The sequence below is a fragment of the Amycolatopsis circi genome (assembly GCF_003385235.1).
Taxonomy (GTDB): domain Bacteria; phylum Actinomycetota; class Actinomycetes; order Mycobacteriales; family Pseudonocardiaceae; genus Amycolatopsis; species Amycolatopsis circi.
Map to the genome: position 1 here is coordinate 1 of NZ_PQIA01000048.1, position 16,631 is coordinate 16,631.

The 16,631-nt window shown below is 68.1% G+C and carries 16 protein-coding genes, 1 tRNA gene and 1 pseudogene; 7 read left to right on the forward strand and 11 right to left on the reverse strand.

Annotated elements, in window-relative coordinates; all coding sequences use genetic code 11:
• The 3 genes from D0D37_RS21290 to argS form a co-directional block, all read right to left on the reverse strand.
• Positions 1-1,140: homoserine dehydrogenase (locus D0D37_RS21290; RefSeq protein ID WP_279630329.1), on the reverse strand; the 1,140-nt coding region annotated here is incomplete at its 3' end.
• A 12-nt stretch (positions 1,141-1,152) separates the two neighbouring features.
• Positions 1,153-2,583, reverse strand: a complete 1,431-nt coding sequence (gene lysA / locus D0D37_RS21295) for a diaminopimelate decarboxylase (RefSeq protein WP_116202320.1) — start codon at positions 2,581-2,583, stop codon at positions 1,153-1,155.
• A gap of 3 nt (positions 2,584-2,586) precedes the next feature.
• On the reverse strand, positions 2,587-4,251 hold the full coding sequence (argS, locus tag D0D37_RS21300; RefSeq protein ID WP_116202321.1) for an arginine--tRNA ligase: 1,665 nt from the start codon (positions 4,249-4,251) through the stop codon (positions 2,587-2,589).
• Positions 4,252-4,454: 203 nt separating this feature from the next.
• On the opposite strand from argS, the gene D0D37_RS21305 reads away from it, so the two are divergent.
• Both D0D37_RS21305 and D0D37_RS21310 read left to right on the forward strand, forming a co-directional pair.
• Positions 4,455-5,294, forward strand: a complete 840-nt coding sequence (locus D0D37_RS21305; RefSeq protein WP_116202322.1) for a DUF3105 domain-containing protein — start codon at positions 4,455-4,457, stop codon at positions 5,292-5,294.
• Positions 5,295-5,296: 2 nt separating this feature from the next.
• The gene (locus tag D0D37_RS21310) at positions 5,297-6,049 is read left to right on the forward strand and encodes a DUF305 domain-containing protein (protein WP_116202323.1); all 753 of its coding nucleotides are present in this window, start codon (positions 5,297-5,299) and stop codon (positions 6,047-6,049) included.
• A 44-nt stretch (positions 6,050-6,093) separates the two neighbouring features.
• Here D0D37_RS21310 and D0D37_RS21315 read toward each other — a convergent pair whose 3' ends face one another.
• The 3 genes from D0D37_RS21315 to D0D37_RS21325 all read right to left on the reverse strand — a co-directional run bounded on the left by D0D37_RS21315 (position 6,094) and on the right by D0D37_RS21325 (position 8,877).
• A complete protein-coding gene (locus tag D0D37_RS21315) occupies positions 6,094-6,690 on the reverse strand; it encodes a flavin reductase family protein (RefSeq protein WP_116202324.1) in 597 nt (198 codons plus the stop codon).
• A gap of 10 nt (positions 6,691-6,700) precedes the next feature.
• Positions 6,701-7,621, reverse strand: a complete 921-nt coding sequence (locus D0D37_RS21320) for a cation diffusion facilitator family transporter (protein WP_116202325.1) — start codon at positions 7,619-7,621, stop codon at positions 6,701-6,703.
• Between the two features lie 134 nt (positions 7,622-7,755).
• Complete coding sequence (locus D0D37_RS21325; RefSeq protein ID WP_116202326.1) at positions 7,756-8,877, reverse strand: epoxide hydrolase family protein; 1,122 nt, start codon at positions 8,875-8,877, stop codon at positions 7,756-7,758.
• A 105-nt stretch (positions 8,878-8,982) separates the two neighbouring features.
• Between D0D37_RS21325 and D0D37_RS21330 the strand changes: the two genes are divergently transcribed.
• Positions 8,983-9,058 (forward strand) — tRNA-Arg (locus D0D37_RS21330).
• Between the two features lie 703 nt (positions 9,059-9,761).
• Here the strand turns inward: D0D37_RS21330 and D0D37_RS48865 are convergent.
• Positions 9,762-10,970, reverse strand: a pseudogene (locus D0D37_RS48865) (recombinase family protein); the annotation flags it as partial.
• The gene (locus D0D37_RS21345; protein ID WP_162834367.1) at positions 10,922-11,104 is read right to left on the reverse strand and encodes a hypothetical protein; all 183 of its coding nucleotides are present in this window, start codon (positions 11,102-11,104) and stop codon (positions 10,922-10,924) included. The pseudogene D0D37_RS48865 and the gene D0D37_RS21345, both read right to left, overlap by 49 nt.
• Positions 11,105-11,364: 260 nt before the next feature.
• On the opposite strand from D0D37_RS21345, the gene D0D37_RS21350 reads away from it, so the two are divergent.
• On the forward strand, positions 11,365-11,655 hold the full coding sequence (locus D0D37_RS21350) for a helix-turn-helix domain-containing protein (protein ID WP_244223604.1): 291 nt from the start codon (positions 11,365-11,367) through the stop codon (positions 11,653-11,655).
• Positions 11,656-11,827: 172 nt separating this feature from the next.
• Here the strand turns inward: D0D37_RS21350 and D0D37_RS47470 are convergent, their stop codons facing one another.
• Together D0D37_RS47470 and D0D37_RS21360 are read right to left on the reverse strand one after the other, a co-directional pair.
• Positions 11,828-12,625 (reverse strand): recombinase family protein, encoded by a 798-nt coding sequence (locus D0D37_RS47470; RefSeq protein WP_208720074.1) that lies wholly within the window; start codon positions 12,623-12,625, stop codon positions 11,828-11,830.
• Positions 12,622-13,563, reverse strand: coding sequence for a DNA methyltransferase (locus tag D0D37_RS21360; RefSeq protein ID WP_162834369.1), 942 nt, complete (start codon positions 13,561-13,563; stop codon positions 12,622-12,624). Before D0D37_RS21360 ends, D0D37_RS47470 begins: the two co-directional genes overlap by 4 nt.
• Positions 13,564-13,603: 40 nt before the next feature.
• On the opposite strand from D0D37_RS21360, the gene D0D37_RS46730 reads away from it, so the two are divergent.
• Positions 13,604-13,798, forward strand: coding sequence for a hypothetical protein (locus D0D37_RS46730; RefSeq protein ID WP_162834370.1), 195 nt, complete (start codon positions 13,604-13,606; stop codon positions 13,796-13,798).
• 518 nt (positions 13,799-14,316) lie between these two features.
• Here D0D37_RS46730 and D0D37_RS21365 read toward each other — a convergent pair.
• Entirely contained in the window at positions 14,317-14,496 is a 180-nt protein-coding gene (locus tag D0D37_RS21365) for a hypothetical protein (protein WP_116202330.1), read from the reverse strand.
• Positions 14,497-15,089: 593 nt separating this feature from the next.
• Between D0D37_RS21365 and D0D37_RS21370 the strand changes: the two genes are divergently transcribed.
• Entirely contained in the window at positions 15,090-16,067 is a 978-nt protein-coding gene (locus D0D37_RS21370; RefSeq protein WP_116202331.1) for a hypothetical protein, read from the forward strand.
• Positions 16,058-16,561, forward strand: coding sequence for a pilin (locus D0D37_RS48040; RefSeq protein WP_244223605.1), 504 nt, complete (start codon positions 16,058-16,060; stop codon positions 16,559-16,561). Before D0D37_RS21370 ends, D0D37_RS48040 begins: the two co-directional genes overlap by 10 nt.
• Positions 16,562-16,631: the final 70 nt, after the last annotated feature.

A 16,631-nucleotide genomic window follows, 5' to 3' on the forward strand; every position in this document is an offset into this window, starting at 1 on the left:
GGCTGGCACACCCGCGCGGTCCGCGACGTCGAGGCTCACGTGGTAGCGCGTCGGCGTCTGGCCCATCGGCCGCACCGGCAGCGCGGCGTGCGCCGATTCGCGCGGGCCGCGGCCGCCGAGCACCTGGTTGCGCGCCACCGCGACGAGGTCGCCGAGCACCGCGCTGGCGGTCGGCGCGCCGCCGGCGCCCTGGCCGTAGAACATCAACTCGCCGGCCGCGTCCGCTTCGACGTAGACCGCGTTGAACGCGCCGCCGACGCCGGCCAGCTGGTGGCTGCGCGGAATCATCACCGGATGCACGCGGGCGGACACCGATTCCGCGCCGTCGTCCGCGGTCACCCGTTCGCAAATCGCCAACAGCTTCACTGTGCGGCCAAGAGTGCGCGCCGCAGCCAGATCCGACGCCGTGACGTCGGCGATGCCTTCGCGGTGCACGTCTTTCGCGGTGACCCGGGAGTGGAACGCCAGCGAGGCAAGGATCGCGGCCTTCGACGCGGCGTCGTACCCGTCGACGTCCGCCGTCGGGTCCGCTTCCGCGTAACCGAGCCGGCTCGCCTCGTCGAGCGTTTCGGCGTAGCCCGCGCCGGTGGCGTCCATCGCGGAGAGGATGTAGTTGGTGGTGCCGTTGACGATCCCCATCACGCGGGTGATCCGGTCGCCCGCCAGCGACTCGCGCAGCGGGCGCAGCAGCGGGATGGCCCCGGCCACGGCGGCCTCGAAGTACAGGTCGACGCCTGCCGCGTCGGCCGCCTCGAACAGCTCGGCCGAATGCTCGGCGAGCAGCGCCTTGTTGGCGGTGACCACCGATTTGCCCGCGTTCAGCGCGGTGAGCAGCCAGCTGCGCACCGGGTCGATCCCGCCGACCAGCTCGACCACAACGTCGACGTCGTCCCGCGCCACCAGGGCCGCGGCGTCGTCGGTCAGCAGTTCGGCGGGCAGCTCCGGGTGCTTGTCCGGGCGTCGGACCGCGATGCCGACCAGTTCCACCCGCGCGCCCGCGCGGGCCGCCAGCTCGTCGGCCTGTTCGGTGAGCAGCCGGGCGACCTCGCTGCCGACCGTGCCGCAGCCGAGCATCGCGACCCGGATGGGCGCACGGTCCGTGGGAGACAGGCCTTTCGGAGACCGGCTTTTCGGAGACACAGTGGACACTTCTCAAACCTCCAGGCGCAGCATGTCGTCCGTCGTCTCCCTGCGCAGCAGCAGCCGGGCGGTGCCGTTGCGCACGGCGACCACCGCGGGCCGCGGCAGCCGGTTGTAGCCACTGGCCATCGCGTAGCAGTAGGCGCCGGTCGCCGCGACGGCCAGCAGGTCGCCGGGAGCCAGCGTGTCTGGCAGCCAGCAGTCTCGGACCACGATGTCGCCGGACTCACAGTGTTTTCCCACCACGCGAGACAAAGCCGGGGTCACCGGCTCGTCGCCGTCGCTGGCGGACCGCGAAACCACACGGCAGTCGTACACCGCGTCGTAGAGCGCCGTGCGGATGTTGTCGCTCATGCCGCCGTCGACGCTGACGTACCGGCGGGCGGTCTCGTCGCCGAGCGCGACGTCCTTGATCGTGCCCACCTCGTACAGGGTGAACGTGCCCGGACCGGCGATCGCGCGGCCGGGTTCGCCCGCGATGCGCGGCACCGGAAGGTCGGCGTAGGCGCATTCCTTGCGGACGATCTCGCGGATCTGCGTGATCATCTGCGAGGGCGGCGGCGGGTTGTCCTTTTCGGTGTAGGCGATACCGAAACCGCCGCCGAGGTCGACGACGTCCATCTGCTCCAGCAGGTCCCGGCCGTGCTCCTTGGCCAGTTCCGCGAGCAGCCCGACGACGCGGCGCGCGGCCACCTCGAAGCCGTCGGCGTCGAAGATCTGCGAACCGATGTGGCTGTGCAGGCCGACCAGTTTGAGCGACGGCGCGTTCAGCACCCGGCGCACCGCTTCGGCGGCGTCGCCGGAAGCCAGCGAGAAACCGAACTTCTGGTCCTCGTGCGCGGTCGCGATGAACTCGTGGGTGTGCGCCTCGACGCCGACCGTCACGCGGACGAGCACCTTCTGCTCGATCTCGTGCGCGGCGGCGATTTCGGCGAGCCGGGCGATCTCGTAGTACGAGTCGACCACCACGGTGCCGACGCCCGCCTCGACGGCCGCGTCCAGTTCGGCGACCGATTTGTTGTTGCCGTGGAACGTGATCCGCTCCACCGGGAAGTTCGCGCGCTGCGCGACGGCCAGTTCGCCGCCGCTGCAGACGTCGAGGCTCAGCCCCTGTTCGGCCACCCAGCGGGCGATTTCGACGGACAGGAACGCCTTCGACGCGTAATGCACGAGCGCCGGGTCGTCGAACGCCTCGGCGTAGTCGGCGCAGCGGGACTTGAAGTCCGCCTCGTCGACCACGAACAGCGGCGTGCCGTAGGTCTGCGCGAGGTCGCGCACGTCGACGCCGGCGATCCGGACGACGCCGTCCGCGGCGCGATATGTGTTGCGCGGCCACACTTTCGCGGGCAGCTGGTCGAGTTCGCCCGCGCTCGCGGGCGGGAACCCGGAGGCGTCGGCATGGGGGTAGACGTCGGCGTGGCGGGGGCCCGCGGGGTGCGCCATTGTTTACATCCGTTCCGGAGCGGAGACACCGAGCAGCGACAGGCCGTTCGCCAGGACCTGGCGCGCGGCTTCGCACAGAGCGAGCCGGGCGTACGTGAGGGGAGTGGCCTCCTCGTCGCCCTGCGGGAGGACCCGGCCCACGGTGTAGAACTTGTGGTAGGCGCCGGCCAGTTCCTCGAGATAGCGGGCCACGCGATGCGGTTCGCGCATCTCCGCCGCCCGCCGCACAGCCGCCGGGAATTCGCCGATGGTGCGGATCAGGTCGCCTTCTGCAGGCAGGGTGAGCAGTCCGAAATCAACGTCAGTGCCGGACCCGTCGACCTTGAGGCCGAGGTCCGCCGCGCCGCGCCGCAGCGACGAGAGCCGGGCATGCGCGTACTGCACGTAGTAGACCGGGTTGTCGTTGGAATGCTTGCGCAGCAAGTCCAAGTCGATGTCCAAAGAGGAATCGACGGAGTAGCGGATCAGCTCGTAGCGGGCCGGGTCGACGCCGACCGCCTCCACGAGGTCCTCGAGCGTGATCACGGTGCCCGCCCGCTTGGACATCCGCACCGGCTTGCCGTCGCTGACCAGGTTCACCATCTGGCCGATCAGCACCTCGACCGCGGCCGGGTCGTCGCCGAACGCCGCGGCGGCGGCCTTGAGCCGCGCGATGTAGCCGTGGTGGTCCGCGCCGAGCATGTAGATGCACAGGTCGTGGCCGCGGTTGCGCTTGTCCTTGAAATAGGCCAGGTCGCCAGCGATGTAGGCGGTATTGCCGTCCTTCTTGATGACGACCCGGTCCTTGTCGTCGCCGTACTCGCTGGACTTGAGCCACCAGGCACCGTCGGCGAAGTAAAGGTTGCCGGAGTCCTTGAGCTGCTGCACCGCGGCGTCGACCGCGCCGGATTCGTGCAGCGAGTTCTCGTGGAAGTAGACGTCGAAGTCGGTGCCGAAATCGTGCAGGCTCTGCTTGATCTGGCTGAACATCAGCTCGATGCCGACGCGCCGGAAGGTCTCGTGCCGCTCGGCCTCGGGCAGGCTCAGCGCGCTCGGCTCGGCCTTGATCACCTCGGCCGCGATGTCGCTGATGTACCCGCCCGAGTAGCCGTCCTCCGGCGCGGGTTCGCCCTTCGCGGCGGCGATCAGCGAGCGCACGAAGCGGTCGATCTGCGCGCCGGCGTCGTTGAAGTAGTACTCGCGGGTGACGTCCGCGCCCTGCGCGCCGAGCACCCGGCCCAGCGCGTCGCCGACCGCGGCCCAGCGCGTGCCGCCGAGGTGGATCGGGCCGGTCGGGTTCGCCGAGACGAACTCCAGGTTGATCCGGCGTCCGGCCAGCGCGTCGCCGCGGCCGTAGCCGGCGCCCGCGGCCAGCACCTGGCGCACGACCTCGCCCTGCGCGTCGGCGGCGAGCCGGAAGTTGAGGAAGCCCGGTCCGGCGACCTCGGCCGCGGCCACGCCGTCCGCTCCCGCGACGACCTCGGCGAGCGCCTCGGCGAACTCGCGCGACTGCATGCCCGCCTTCTTGGCCACCTGCAGCGCGAGGTTGGTCGCGTAGTCTCCGTGGTCCGGGTTGCGCGGGCGTTCGATGGTCACGGTCTCCGGCAGCACGGCGGCGTCGACGCCTCGTGCGGCGAGGACCTGCACGGCGGAGCTGCGGACCAGATCGGCGAGAGCGGCGGGAGTCACTCGCCGGATTCTAGGTGCGCTTCGGCCGCGCGGTCGCGGCGGTACAGCCTGGCGAGACGGCGGGCACACCGGAGGCGGATGTTCCGCTCGCCGGGGCGCCTCGCGGGTGTTCACGGTGATCGCACGCCCGGTCTCTACACTGGGCTACCGGCAGGGGTCCGTCCGGCTCCCTCCCCCGCTCTCACGAGGAGATCTCGGCAATCATGGCCAACGGGACCACCAGGAAAAAGGGCTCGTCCGCATCCGCGGTGAGGGCGGCGAAGGCCCGCTCGGTCGTGTCCGGCAAGCGTACGCCTTGGGGCACGATCATCGGCGTCGTCGTGGTGGTCGCCCTGTTGGCCGGCGTCATCGTCTACTACCTGCAGGCGTCCGCTCCCAAGCGCGACCAGGCCTCCAGGGACCAGGCCGCCGCCGCCTTCGCGCCGACCGCGAGCAATCCGGACCCGTCGAAGAAGATCCCCGGCGTGGTCATCAAGCAGTACACCGGTTCGGTGCACATCCTGCCCACCGAACGGGTGGCCTACGACCAGAGCCCGCCGTTCGGCGGCCCGCACGACGGCTACTGGGCCACCTGCACCGGCGTCGTCTACCCGACCGCGGTGCGCAACGAGAACATGGTGCACGCGCTCGAGCACGGCACGGTGTGGATCGCCTACAACCCGGACAAGGTCAAGGGCGACCAGCTCCCGCTGCTCGAGGCGCGGGTCAAGGGCAAGCCGTACACGATGATGTCGCCCTACCCGGGCCTGGACAAGCCGATCTCGCTGCAGTCGTGGGGCCACCAGCTGAAGCTGGACAGCGCCGACGACCCGCGCATCGACCAGTTCATCGCCGCGCTGCGGACCAACCCGAACGGCGTGTACCCGGAGATCGGCGCCTCGTGCGACGCGCTCGGCAAGGGCATGTTCGACCCGAGCAACCCGCCGAAGTTCGACCCGAGCAAGCCGGGCAAGGACGCGAAGCCGATGGACTACAAGGGCAGCACCGGAGCCCAGACCGAGCAGCAGGGCGGCATGCCGGGGACCCCGCCGGCCGGGCAGTGACCATGGGCCGCTCCGAAGAAGACGAGGCCGAGACGGGCGGCGTCGAAACCGCCCCGCCGGCCGAGGAGTCCGCTCCGGTCGAGCGGACCGGCTGGTCCCGCTGGGTGGTCATCGGCGGCACGCTGATCGCGGTGCTGCTGGTCGGGGCCGCGATCGGCGTTTTCGCGACGCGGCTCACCGACGGCGGCGACGCGACGCCCGCGACGCCGGGCGCGGGTTCGGTCGAGGTCGGGTTCGCCCAGGACATGTCCGTGCACCACCTGCAAGCGGTCACGATGGCCGGCTGGGCGCGCGACCACTCCACCGACCCGGAGATCCGCCAGCTCGCGTTCGACATCGAGCGCACGCAGACCGAGCAGGTCGGGCGGATGAAGGGCTGGCTCATGCTGTGGGACCAGCCCGAGCAGGCGACCGGCGCGTACATGGCGTGGATGACCGAGCCGATGGGCCACGCGGGCATGCAGATGCCGACCAGCAGCCCGGCGGGCGGCGCGCCGATGCCCGGCATGGCCACCGACGCGGACCTCGCGAAGCTGCGCTCGCTGTCCGGGCGCGCGCTGGATGTCGAGTTCCTTCAGCTGATGCTGCGCCACCACCAGGGCGGCGTCGCGATGGCCGAGTACGCGCAGGACCACACGTCGGTTGACGCGGTGAAAGCGTTGTGCCGCAGCATGTTGGTGTCCCAGGGCGCGGAGATGGACCAGATGAAGCTCATGCTGAAGGGGCGGAACGCGCAGCCGCTGCCCGCTCCCTGAAAAGGCTCGTGAGTGTTGATCACGGTTCTAACCGTGATCAACACTCACGAGCTTTTGTACGTGGGCCGCGCCAGCTCCCGGATTCCGCCCAGCGTCCCCCACTCGTCGCGCCCGAGCCGGGACAGCGGCCGCAGCCGGTCGATCATCGGGTGGTCGCCGTCGAGAACGTCCTCGTTGACCGCGAGGTGCACGACCCGGCCGAACACCACGGTCGAGCGGCCGAAACCGACCGTGCTGTGCAATTCGCATTCGAACGCCACCGGCGATTCCGCCACCCGGGGCGGACGAACCTTGAGGCTCGGCTCGCGGGTCAGCCCGGCCTCGTCGAATTCGCTCATCTCCGGCGGGAAATCCGCGCCGGTCGCGTTGATCTGCTCGAACAGCGGCTCGGGCGCGAGGTTGACCACGAATTGCCGGGTCGCCTCGACGTTGCGCAGGGTGTCTTTCCGCCCGACCGAGGTGAACTGCAGGACCGCGGGCGCGGCCGAGGCGACGGTGAAGAACGAATGCGGCGCGAGATTGTCGACCCCGGCTCGCGAGGTGCTCGACACCCAGGCGATCGGCCGCGGCACGACGGTCGCGGTCATCAGGTGGTAGAACGCGTTCGGGGCCAGCTGTGCGGGGTCGAAGTCCTTGCGCATGGTCCCCGGTCTACCAGGACAGCTCCGCGCATCGGCGGGCGCATTGCGGTCCCTCGACTTGAAGCGTCGCGTGCTTGATCTCGTAGCGGACTGACAGCAGGTCTTGCGCCTTCGTGAGCACCGTGGATTGTTCGGCTTCGGCGCTCACCGTCAGGTGCGCCGAGGCGACCTCCATGCCCGAGGTCAGCGTCCAGACGTGCAGGTCGTGCACGTCCGCGACCCCCGGCAGCGCGGCGAGTTCGGTGCTGATCTCGCCGACGTCGACGCCGGCGGGTGCGTGTTGGAAGAGGATTCGCAGCGCGCGGCGGGCGAGCGTCCAGGTGCGCGGCAGGACGAACAGTCCGATCGCGACACCGATGATCGGGTCGGCGTAGCGCCAGCCTGTCGTGAGCGTGATCGCGCCGCTGAGCAACACGCCGACCGAGCCGACGAGGTCAGCCAGCACTTCGAGGTAGGCACCGCGGACGTTCAGGCTTTCCTTCGCACCCGAACGCAGCACCAGGAACGACACGATGTTCGCGACCAGACCGGCGGCCGCGGCGAGCAGCACCGGCAGACCGGGGACCTCCGGCGGGTCGGCGATCCGCCCGATCGCCTCGACCGCCACATACCCGGCGACGCCGAACAGCAGCACCGCATTGGCAAGCGCGGCAAGGACTTCCGCCCGGTACATGCCGAACGTGCGACTGGGCGTCGGCCCGCTGCGGCGCGCGAGCATGATCGCGGCAAGCGCCATTCCGACGCCGAGTACGTCGGTGAACATGTGCGCGGCGTCGGAGATCAGCGCGAGCGAACCGGTGGCGAAGCCCACGACGAACTCCAGCACCATGAACCCCGCGCCGACCGCGAGAGCGATCAACAGTGCGCGGACGTAGCGGCCGGACGCGCTCGCCGGAGCGGCGGTGTGCCCGTGGCCGTGCCCGTGTCCCATCGCTCGCCTCCCAAGTCTCGGTGTCGAGAGGAATATATAGTGACATGCGCATATGTGCAATACAGGGTAGGCTAACTTCACTCTAACGCCTGGTGACGGGTTTCTCCCAGCCCTGTTCCGCGAGGTGGGAAAGATCAGCGCACGAGCCGGAAGAACCCGCGAATCTGCTCGACGAGCGACGCCGGTTGTTCCATCGCCGCGAAGTGCCCGCCGCGAGGCAGCCGCTCGAACCAGCGCAGATCGGTGTATCTCAGCTCCGCCTGCCGCCGCGACGGGCGGACGATGTCGCGCGGATAGACGGAGATGCCGGACGGGGCCGTGACGAGATCGCCGAAGCTGCGGAAACTTTCCCAGTACAGCCGCGCGGACGACGTCGCCGACGCGGTGAACCAGTACGCCGAGATCGCGTCGAGGAGCTGCTGCCGGGTGACCGCGTCCTCCGGATGGCCGTTGTTGTCGGTCCAGGCCCAGAACTTCTCGGCGATCCAGGCCGCCTGCCCCGCCGGCGAGTCGGTGAGTCCGTAGCCGAGAGTTTGCGGACGCGTGCCCTGCTGTCCCGAATACCCCTGGCCGGTGCGCCGGAACTCGGCCGCCGCTTCCGCGCCTTCGCGCTCCTCGTCGGTCTCGTCCTCGAACTGGCCCGGTGGCGCGGCCGCCATGTTGACGTGCACCCCCGCGACCCGCTCCCGCGCGACTTCGCCGAGTGCGCCCGAAACCGCCGAACCCCAGTCGCCGCCCTGCGCGCCGTACCTCTCGTAGCCGAGGGAAACCATCAGCTGATCCCAGGCGGCCGCGATTTTCGGGACGCCCCAACCGGCCTCGCTCGGCTTGTCGCTCCAGCCATAGCCCGGCAGCGAAGGCGCGACGACGTGGAACGCGTCCGCCGGATCGCCGCCGTGCCCCCGCGGATCGGCCATCGGACCGAGGATGTCGAGGAATTCGAGCACCGAGCCAGGCCAGCCGTGCGTGATCACCAGCGGAAACGCGTCCGGCTCCGGCGAGCGAAGGTGGACGTAGTGAATCCCGAGGCCGTCGATGTCCTGGCGGAACTGCGGGAAGGCGTTGAGCCGGTCGGCGAAGCCGAAGTCGTAGTCCTCGGCCCAGCTGCGGCAAAGCTCCTGGGCGTAGGCGAGCGGCAACCCTTGCGACCAGTCGCCGACGGTCTGCGCCTCCGGCCACCGGGTACGCCGCAACCGCGCCCGCACGTCGTCGATGTCCTCTTCCGCCACCCTGACCTGGAACGGCTCGGCGCTCACCGCCGCCTCCCTCCGCGTCGACGGTTCGACGCTACCGCGCTAAGCCCCCTCCTGTGCACGACTGTGAAGGGGCATGCGCTAGGCTTTGCTCAGTCGCGAAAGCGGGCCCTCGTAGCTCAGGGGATAGAGCACTGCCCTCCGGAGGCAGGTGTCGCAGGTTCGAATCCTGCCGAGGGCACCACAAGGATGGGAACGGGAGAGATGTCAGACATGACATCCTCCCCTTTCTCATGTTTGCGCTGGTCAATCCGCTTGCTTCGGTCAAGCGGCAATACGATCGCATCACGGGCAGCATGCTGCGCCGCTGAGACTGCAGGCCCGATCAACGTGGCTGTGCACTTGATTTGATTGGTGCCCTTCTGGTAGCGCAGCTCAAGCCGGAGGGCTTCGAAGAGCCGCCGCGCGACGTCTTCGGGCAACTCCTCGACCCGAACCTCACCCATGGGCAGAGCGTCGAGCAGGTCCGGATTGGTCGCCTGTTGATGCTCCTCTTCGATCTGGGCGAGCTGAGCTTCGAGCTGGGATTTGCGTTCGTGAAGCTCGTTGCGCTCGTCATTGATCTCTCCGACAAGTTCCTTGGTCGGTTTGTCGAAGAGCGCGAAACTGCGGACCACGTTCTTGATCATGCGAGCGGTGTCGTTGATCTCGCGACGGAGGGCGTCGATGCGTTGCTCTCGTTCCCTCTGAGCGACAGCCCCGAGTTCGCGAGCGGCATCTCCGAGCAGGCTCCGGCGGTAGGTGCCGAAGATGTGCGCGGACAGGAACTCGTTGAGCTTGTCGACGATGGCGTCTTCGCGAATCCAGAAGCTCCCCGCGCCAGGGTGCCCGTCGGGGACGTATCCCTTTTTCGGTGCGCAGACATAGTAGACGTGGCCACGGCGGGTCTTGCCGTTCATGCGTCGACCGCAGGCACCGCAGAACAGATAGGTGCGCAGCAGATAACTGCGCTTGGTCTGGGGGTGATTGACGTTCGTGTTGCCGGTGCTGCGAGAACCGAAGCGGTGGCCGCTGACGTCCTGAGCTTGCAGCCAATCGTCCAGGGTGACGAGAGATTCGTGGACGGGCTGTGCACTCCAGATCCATTCCGTTATCGGGTTGGCGCGGTTCCCGCGAGACTTGCGACCCTTGCGGTTCCACACCATGTGCCCGGTGTACTTGGGATTGGTGAGGATGTCGCGGACGTTCGAGTAGGTCCAGCGGCCGACGGCACGACTCGGGTCGACAGGGACAGGCGGAGGGTAGACGGCGGAGTCGAGGTTGAGGCGGTCTGCGATGGCTTGGTAGCCAAGCCGTTTGGTGATTCGCCAGTGGTACGCCTTGCGCACCGCGGGTGCCTGGGCAGGGTCGACCTCAAGGAAGGTTTTCTTGACACCCTTAGCCCGCTTGGCGGGGACCGGGTGCGGCACGTGGCGCGCGCGGTAGCCGTAGCAGGCTTTGCCTATGTTGTATCCCGCTTCGGCGTGGATGGCGTAGCCGTCCCAGGACTTCTCCAGCATGTCTACGACGTAAAACTCGGAGATGCTCTGCTTGACCCGACGAGTCAACAGTTGCGTGGCAGTCTTGGGCTTTCGACCGTCCACTGTGGTCAGCTGAAAGGGTTCGTCGGCGGCAAGGAGGCGAACTCCGGCGCTCTCCAAGCGATGTTCGATGGTCGTGCCGTAGTACATGTGCCGGGCGGTGCGCTCGATCGACTCGCAGATGACGTAGTCGAATCGCCGGTCAGGGCGCTCGGCCTCGGCGAGCAGGTCTTGGATGCCGCCGTCACGCGGGATCGTGAGGTCGAACTGTTCGTGCGCGTGCCCGCCTCCGCGAATGTCGAGATCCATGCGACCGGACTCGACGTCGTAGAAGTGCGCGACGATGAGGCCGCCTTCGGGGAGCGAGCGTTGCGACGATCCCAGCTGGCGGGGCAAGGACAGGGTTGGGTCCTGCATGTCCCGTGTGGACACACGCCCCAGCCACGCGAAGCGTAGAACCGTTGGCTGTGCGGCAATGCCCACCCGTTCGCAGTCCGCCGTTTGGCCGTAAGGGCTTCGCACGCGCCCTACGCTGCGTTGCCCAACCCATCTGCGGACCTGTTCCGGGCCTGCCATTGGGTCACCTCCCACAACGCCTCTGCTTGCTCCAGGCGAAGCCGCACCGCCTCGGCGCCGTCGGCAGACCGGATCTCAAAGATCAGCTCCGGAGCTTCGTCCAGGCTGAACCGCCCCGCGTCGGGTCGCTTCATGTCGCTCCTCTCGCTGTCGTACGACTTCGACTGGACCCCGTACCGACGTTCGCTGGGAGGAACGTCCACTCGGCCCAACGGAGGTGAAGCCGATCGGCAACTAAGCTGACACCTTAGCAAATAAAGCAACACATGAGTAATGCAAGTCGCGCCTGTCCTCCCGGTTGCGCTTGCTGAACACGCCGGACATGCAGAGACACGCTGACCGCTGTCATCGGGAACACTGAGCGTCGGTTGGCGGCGACGTGAAGCGCCGTGGCATGACGACGGCGGGACGGCAGCAGGTGAAGATCGAGTGGCAACTGCGACAGGTCGCGGCCTCCCGCGGCATCTGGGACGCGACCCAAATGCGCGCACTCCTTAGCCGCCGAGCAGGATTCGAGCTGTCCCTTCAGTCGGTTAACGTGCTGATGAAGAAGGATCCGGCCCAGGTGAAGATCGCGACTCTGCAGGCGCTGTGCACAGCACTGGAGTGCACGCCCAACGAACTGTTCGGGTTCGACGCGCCACATCGGGTCTCGCTTGGCGAACCGGACGACGTGGAGTCGTGAAGCTGCGGTACTAGCTGTCATCCGGGGCGGCCGGGCACCGACACGACACGACCTGGCGTTGCTGCGCCCAGTCGACACGGCTTCCGGCTATCCCCCGTTGGAAGAGATCGGACGCCCAGTTCACGCCTGCGTTCGTCGCCGCGTTTCAGAAGAGCAAGACCACGGCGCAGGTTCAGCTGTGACCGTTCATTGCCGCGCTCGGTAGTACGTCAAGTGGTGCCACTGAACCCGGTGCGCCCGGCTGGGCACGTTGGAAGGTGCCGTCGTCGATCAGCCGTTCATGGGCGTTCGGTGCCGAGATTACCCATTGCTTCGTGGGCACCGGCCGGCCGTCGACGGTACGGGCCCAGACCTGCCGCCCGGTGTACTTGACGTTCACGACGATGCGTCGGACGGACTTTTCAGTCCAGCGCCCGTTGGGCACCGGGGCCGGATACTGGCGCAGGTCGCTGTTCAGTCGCACGGCGATGGCCGCGAACGTGAGACCGTCGTCTGCGCGCCAGCCGAAGATCTGCTTAACGACCGCGGCGGCCTGCCAGTCAGGGACGAGCACCGCGCGCAGCCGGCTGTTTCCAGTCGGACCGGTGACCCGGACGCGCAGGACTCGGTAGCCGTAAGGCGGCGGCCCGATTTGGTAGCCGGCGCGGACGATGTCGGCCATCGACGCACGGGCACGACGGGTGGTCTCGGCGTGGTGCGCAGCGAGCACGGCCCACTGAACGCGGTCGCCACGGGTATCAACCAGAGCGCCGTCGACGGCGGGGGCTTTCGCGCCGATCTTGGTGGCAGCCGCGGCTTTATGCGCGGACCCTGTCCACAGGGTTATCCACAGCCGTGTCCACCATGTTGGGTGCAACTCGGCTACCGGTATTCCGGTGCAGCGGTGGCGGGCAGCAGCTCGCAGCGCGGCGCGCTTCCGCCAGAACGCGGGGTGCCATCCGCACTCGCGACAGTACAAGCGGGCAGTCATGCCGCGCACTTCCCGTTCTTCCAGGCGAGGTCTCCCGCAGCGGGCACGCCAACTGCATCTTCAGTTGGCAGAGAGTCATTGCCTGACGCCGCAGCGGCGAGTTCGACCTCGGAGTCGAGGCCGAACACGAGCACTTCGTGGTGTGCGGTGAGTGTCGTCGGCTCGCCGACGGCAGCCGCTCGGGAGGCGGCGCGGCGGTCAGCAATCGAGGACCGCGGAACAAGCCGACTTCCACGCAGTCCAGCGGTCAGCGCAAGGCATCGCTCGACCAGTGCGAGTCCGGCCGCGGTTGCAGCGGCGACGACCGGAGTGGTGAGGTCGACCAGTGCACCATCCGGGTTCCGCCGCGGTCGCGTGACGACGACGAGACGCCCACCGGTGCGTAGCAGCGGCTCGCAGTAGTGGAGTGTCGTGGCGAAGCGGGAGAGAACGGACTCGAATGAGTCGAGTTCCGTGTCCTTCCGATGATCCGTCTCTGCGCGAAGGGCAGTCAGGACGAGACCCGCTCGCCCGATCAACCCGGCGGCCCGGACGGTCCCGAGCACCCTTGGCTGGGCGTCGAAGACTGATCCGTCGCACCAGGTATTTGCGGTCTTCGCGGCAGTGATGTTGCCGCGAGCGAGGGCCCACCACGGAGTGGCGGGGGTCAGTCCGAGCGCGTGCCGCCCTGCGCGCAGCGCTTCGGTTAATACCGTGCCCGCTCCGCAGGAGGGATCGACGACGAGGTCACCGGGGTGGCTGTAGGCGGTGATCGCGTACGCGGCAACGGCAGGTGGAATCCGCTCGACATCGGTCTCGGTGCCAGGCACACAGCCGGCGTCGCGCACCTGCGCAAGCGGGCCGCGCTGCCCGGTCGGCCAGACCGACAGCAGAGGTGTCGGCGATTCCTTCCCCGCCGGAAGAGGATGCGGCAATGGCGGTGTGGGGCGGTCACTCATCGGAGGTTTCCACTTCTCCTTCGGCGGCATTCGGAGCCTGTTGACAGGTGAACACGAACAAGTCGTCGTGCACTTGAACGTGCTGTGCGGGCGTCGCGAGCGCGCGCGGCGATACCTGTGGTCGGGTGCGCGCGGCCGGAGCCTCAGCGAGCGCACCGTCGCGAACCGGTACGCGCAGCAGAGCAATGCGATCGAGGTAGCGCAGTCCGGCCTGGCGCGCAGCGCGCACTATTGAGCCGGCGGGGTCGACGAGTCGACCCGAAGATCGGTCACCTTGCGTGACTACGGCGAGAGTGCCGGAAGGGGTAAGCAGACTCGGCCAATCAACCGGCCGGAACCAATCGGCGGTGCATGATTCAACTGCGGTTACGACAAGGTGATAGCGGTCCGGACTGGTGCCGGTCGCCGCGGAGTCCGCTCCGGAGCGATGGTCCGCAAACGGCCCGGCGGCTTTGTCTTCGGTCAGACTGTTCGGGTCCAGTCGGAGTCCGGACTCGGACTCGACGCTCGCGCCGCCGGAGCGTCCGCGGGCTGCGCCGAGGCGAGAGACATCTGTCAGCGTCTGGACTCCGCGGCCGAGTCGGATCACGGTCCAGCCGGCTTCGTGCAAGCCAGCGTACGGACCGGGCCAGGGCTGGCTACGACCGCCGATTAACGACCACGACGAGAGCTTCGCGAGGTAAGGCGCGGGGTCGAGCAGGAGCACTCGCTGCCCGGGCCGCGTGTAGGTGGTGACGATCTTGACGACTGCTGTCAGCAGCCAGTCGGCGAGCAGTCCAGTGCCATCGCGGAGATCGCCTTGCGCACACGGCCAGACAGTGCTCGGTCGCGCAGGACGGGGATGGCGCGGTAGTCGGCGGCGAGCGCGCACACGCGGCGAGCGCCGTCGCCGAGGAATCGGGATCGGGGCGGTCGGCGGGTCAGTCCGGTCATGCTCGTGTGCACTGCCCGTTGGGGAGTCGTTGCCGTGTGCCGGGGTCATCGCGAGTCTCCTACATCGGATGGGTATCGCATGCTCTTACGCCCTTAACTCCGGATTGCAGCCTCGTTTTGGACGCGCCTTCGCGAAGTTTCTCCGCCTGCGCCGCAGGCTGCGGCGAGCCCTCTTCGAAGAACCGCTGGAAGCCACGCTGCATAGACTTGGAAGTAGCCCCTCAGTGCAGCCGCTCACAAGGTTCCGTGAATTGCTCCGCCGTTCCGCGCCGATTCGATTACCAAGCTTTTCGACCACGACCGGGGCAGCCTTTGGAAGCGCGTCGCCACAGTCGTCCGCGCAGCTGCTGACGCGACAGTCACATAGAACGAATAACCAAAGCTCAAGCCCTACTAAAGCTCGGATGTCAGACCCCGCCGAGAGACCGTGACCTGGTCCCTTTTTTCGCGCAGCACGGACGCGAATAGCAGGTCGCTAGTAGGCTGCTCTTGGATTTCTGGTCAGCAGATAGTAATACCATGATATTTCCGCAGTATACGTTGTGAGTTCCTGGCGTCGTTGTTGTTCGCATCGACGCCGCAGGAGTCACGACATGGCAACGCAATCAACATTTCGCCGCAGCAGTTCCCCGGCTGCCACCAATTCACTGGATATCGCACGGGACGCGTTTACCTGGCTGGTTACCGGGCCGCATCCGGTGTCGCTGGACGGCCGGCTCTTCCAAGGCCTGCCAGACAGGCGCGTCGCACTGGACGAGGTCCGCGATCGCCTGTTGGCACGCCGGTGCCCGCAGGCGACCCGGGATGCGGTGTGGGCGCATCTGGTGCTGCGCTCGCGTACCGAAGGAGCAACCTGGACAGTCGCCGCAGTAGGTGTCGCGCTGCCCGCGCTGACGTCGGTGGCGGCTACTTTGTCCAGTCGGTTCGTCGGCGATCCGGCCGACATCTACGCCGAGGTGTTGCGAGGTTTTCTCGCCGCCTTGCCGAGTATCGATCTGCGTCGTCCGCGGATCATGCTGCGCCTGCGGTGGGCTGCTTACCGGTCCGGCTACGCGGCGCTCGCCGAGGCGTTGGCGGTTCCGACTCCGGTCGCACCGGGGTTCCGCTCCACTCCGCCGCACGCTCCGTGGGGACACCCCGATCTTGTTCTCGCCCGCGCGGTCGCGGACGGAGTCCTGACCCAGACCGAAGCCGCGCTCATCGGCGCGACTCGGCTGGAGCACATGCCCGTGGCGGACTGGGCGACACAGCATCAGACCGGCGAGTGGGCGGCCTACAAGGCGCGCAAACGCGCCGAGCTGAGGCTGGCCGACTATCTGCGCGACCGTATCGCCGAGGCCGATCCAACTGACCCGCTCACCGTTCAGGTGGCGACCGCGGTGGCGCTCGCCCACCCCGCCGACCCCGCTCCAGGCAGAGCAACGCCGTCACCTTCCGTGTCCGCCGAGCACGCCGACTCTGGGCGGAAGAGCCCGGGCCGCGTGTCCAAAACGGATGCGAAATCCGGAGTTCAGGGCTGCGGGACACACCCGCGCTCAGCCCGCCCTTCGGAGGTGCCGCCATGCGCCTGATCGACCATTCTTCTGCCACGACGGTCGAGCCGTGCTGCGCTCGCGCCGAAGACAACCGCTTGCCGCCGTCACAGAACTCCAGGCAACGAAACCTCGAACGGCTGCCCGGCCGACCGTCGAAAGATCTGACCAATAAGCGCGGACGACGGTCGTCGCGTCGGCACCGATCCCGCGCTGCGTTCGTCGCGCAACTGTCAGGGGCAGCGCTCCTCGCGTCGGCGTCGGCAGCACATGCCGACACCCTGGTGGTCGCCTTGGCCGGCTCCGTCACCGAGATTCTGAGCAACGTCCAGACGTGGATCATGGGGATCCTGGCGGGCCTAGCCACGTTGTTCATGACCGTCGGCGCCTCCCGCTACATGTGGGGGAACAACGAACCTCAGGAGATCGCGAAAGCCAAGGCCGCGGTCAAAGCGGCCGGGTTCGGCTACTGCCTGGCTCTGCTTGTGCCACTCGTCCTCGAGATCCTCAAAGGGTTCGTGGGCGCGTCATGACCGCCAGTGCCCCTCCGACAGTTCGCTCGCGGCGCCGCACCAGAAGGACCGACGAGGCGGCCGGCTGCGG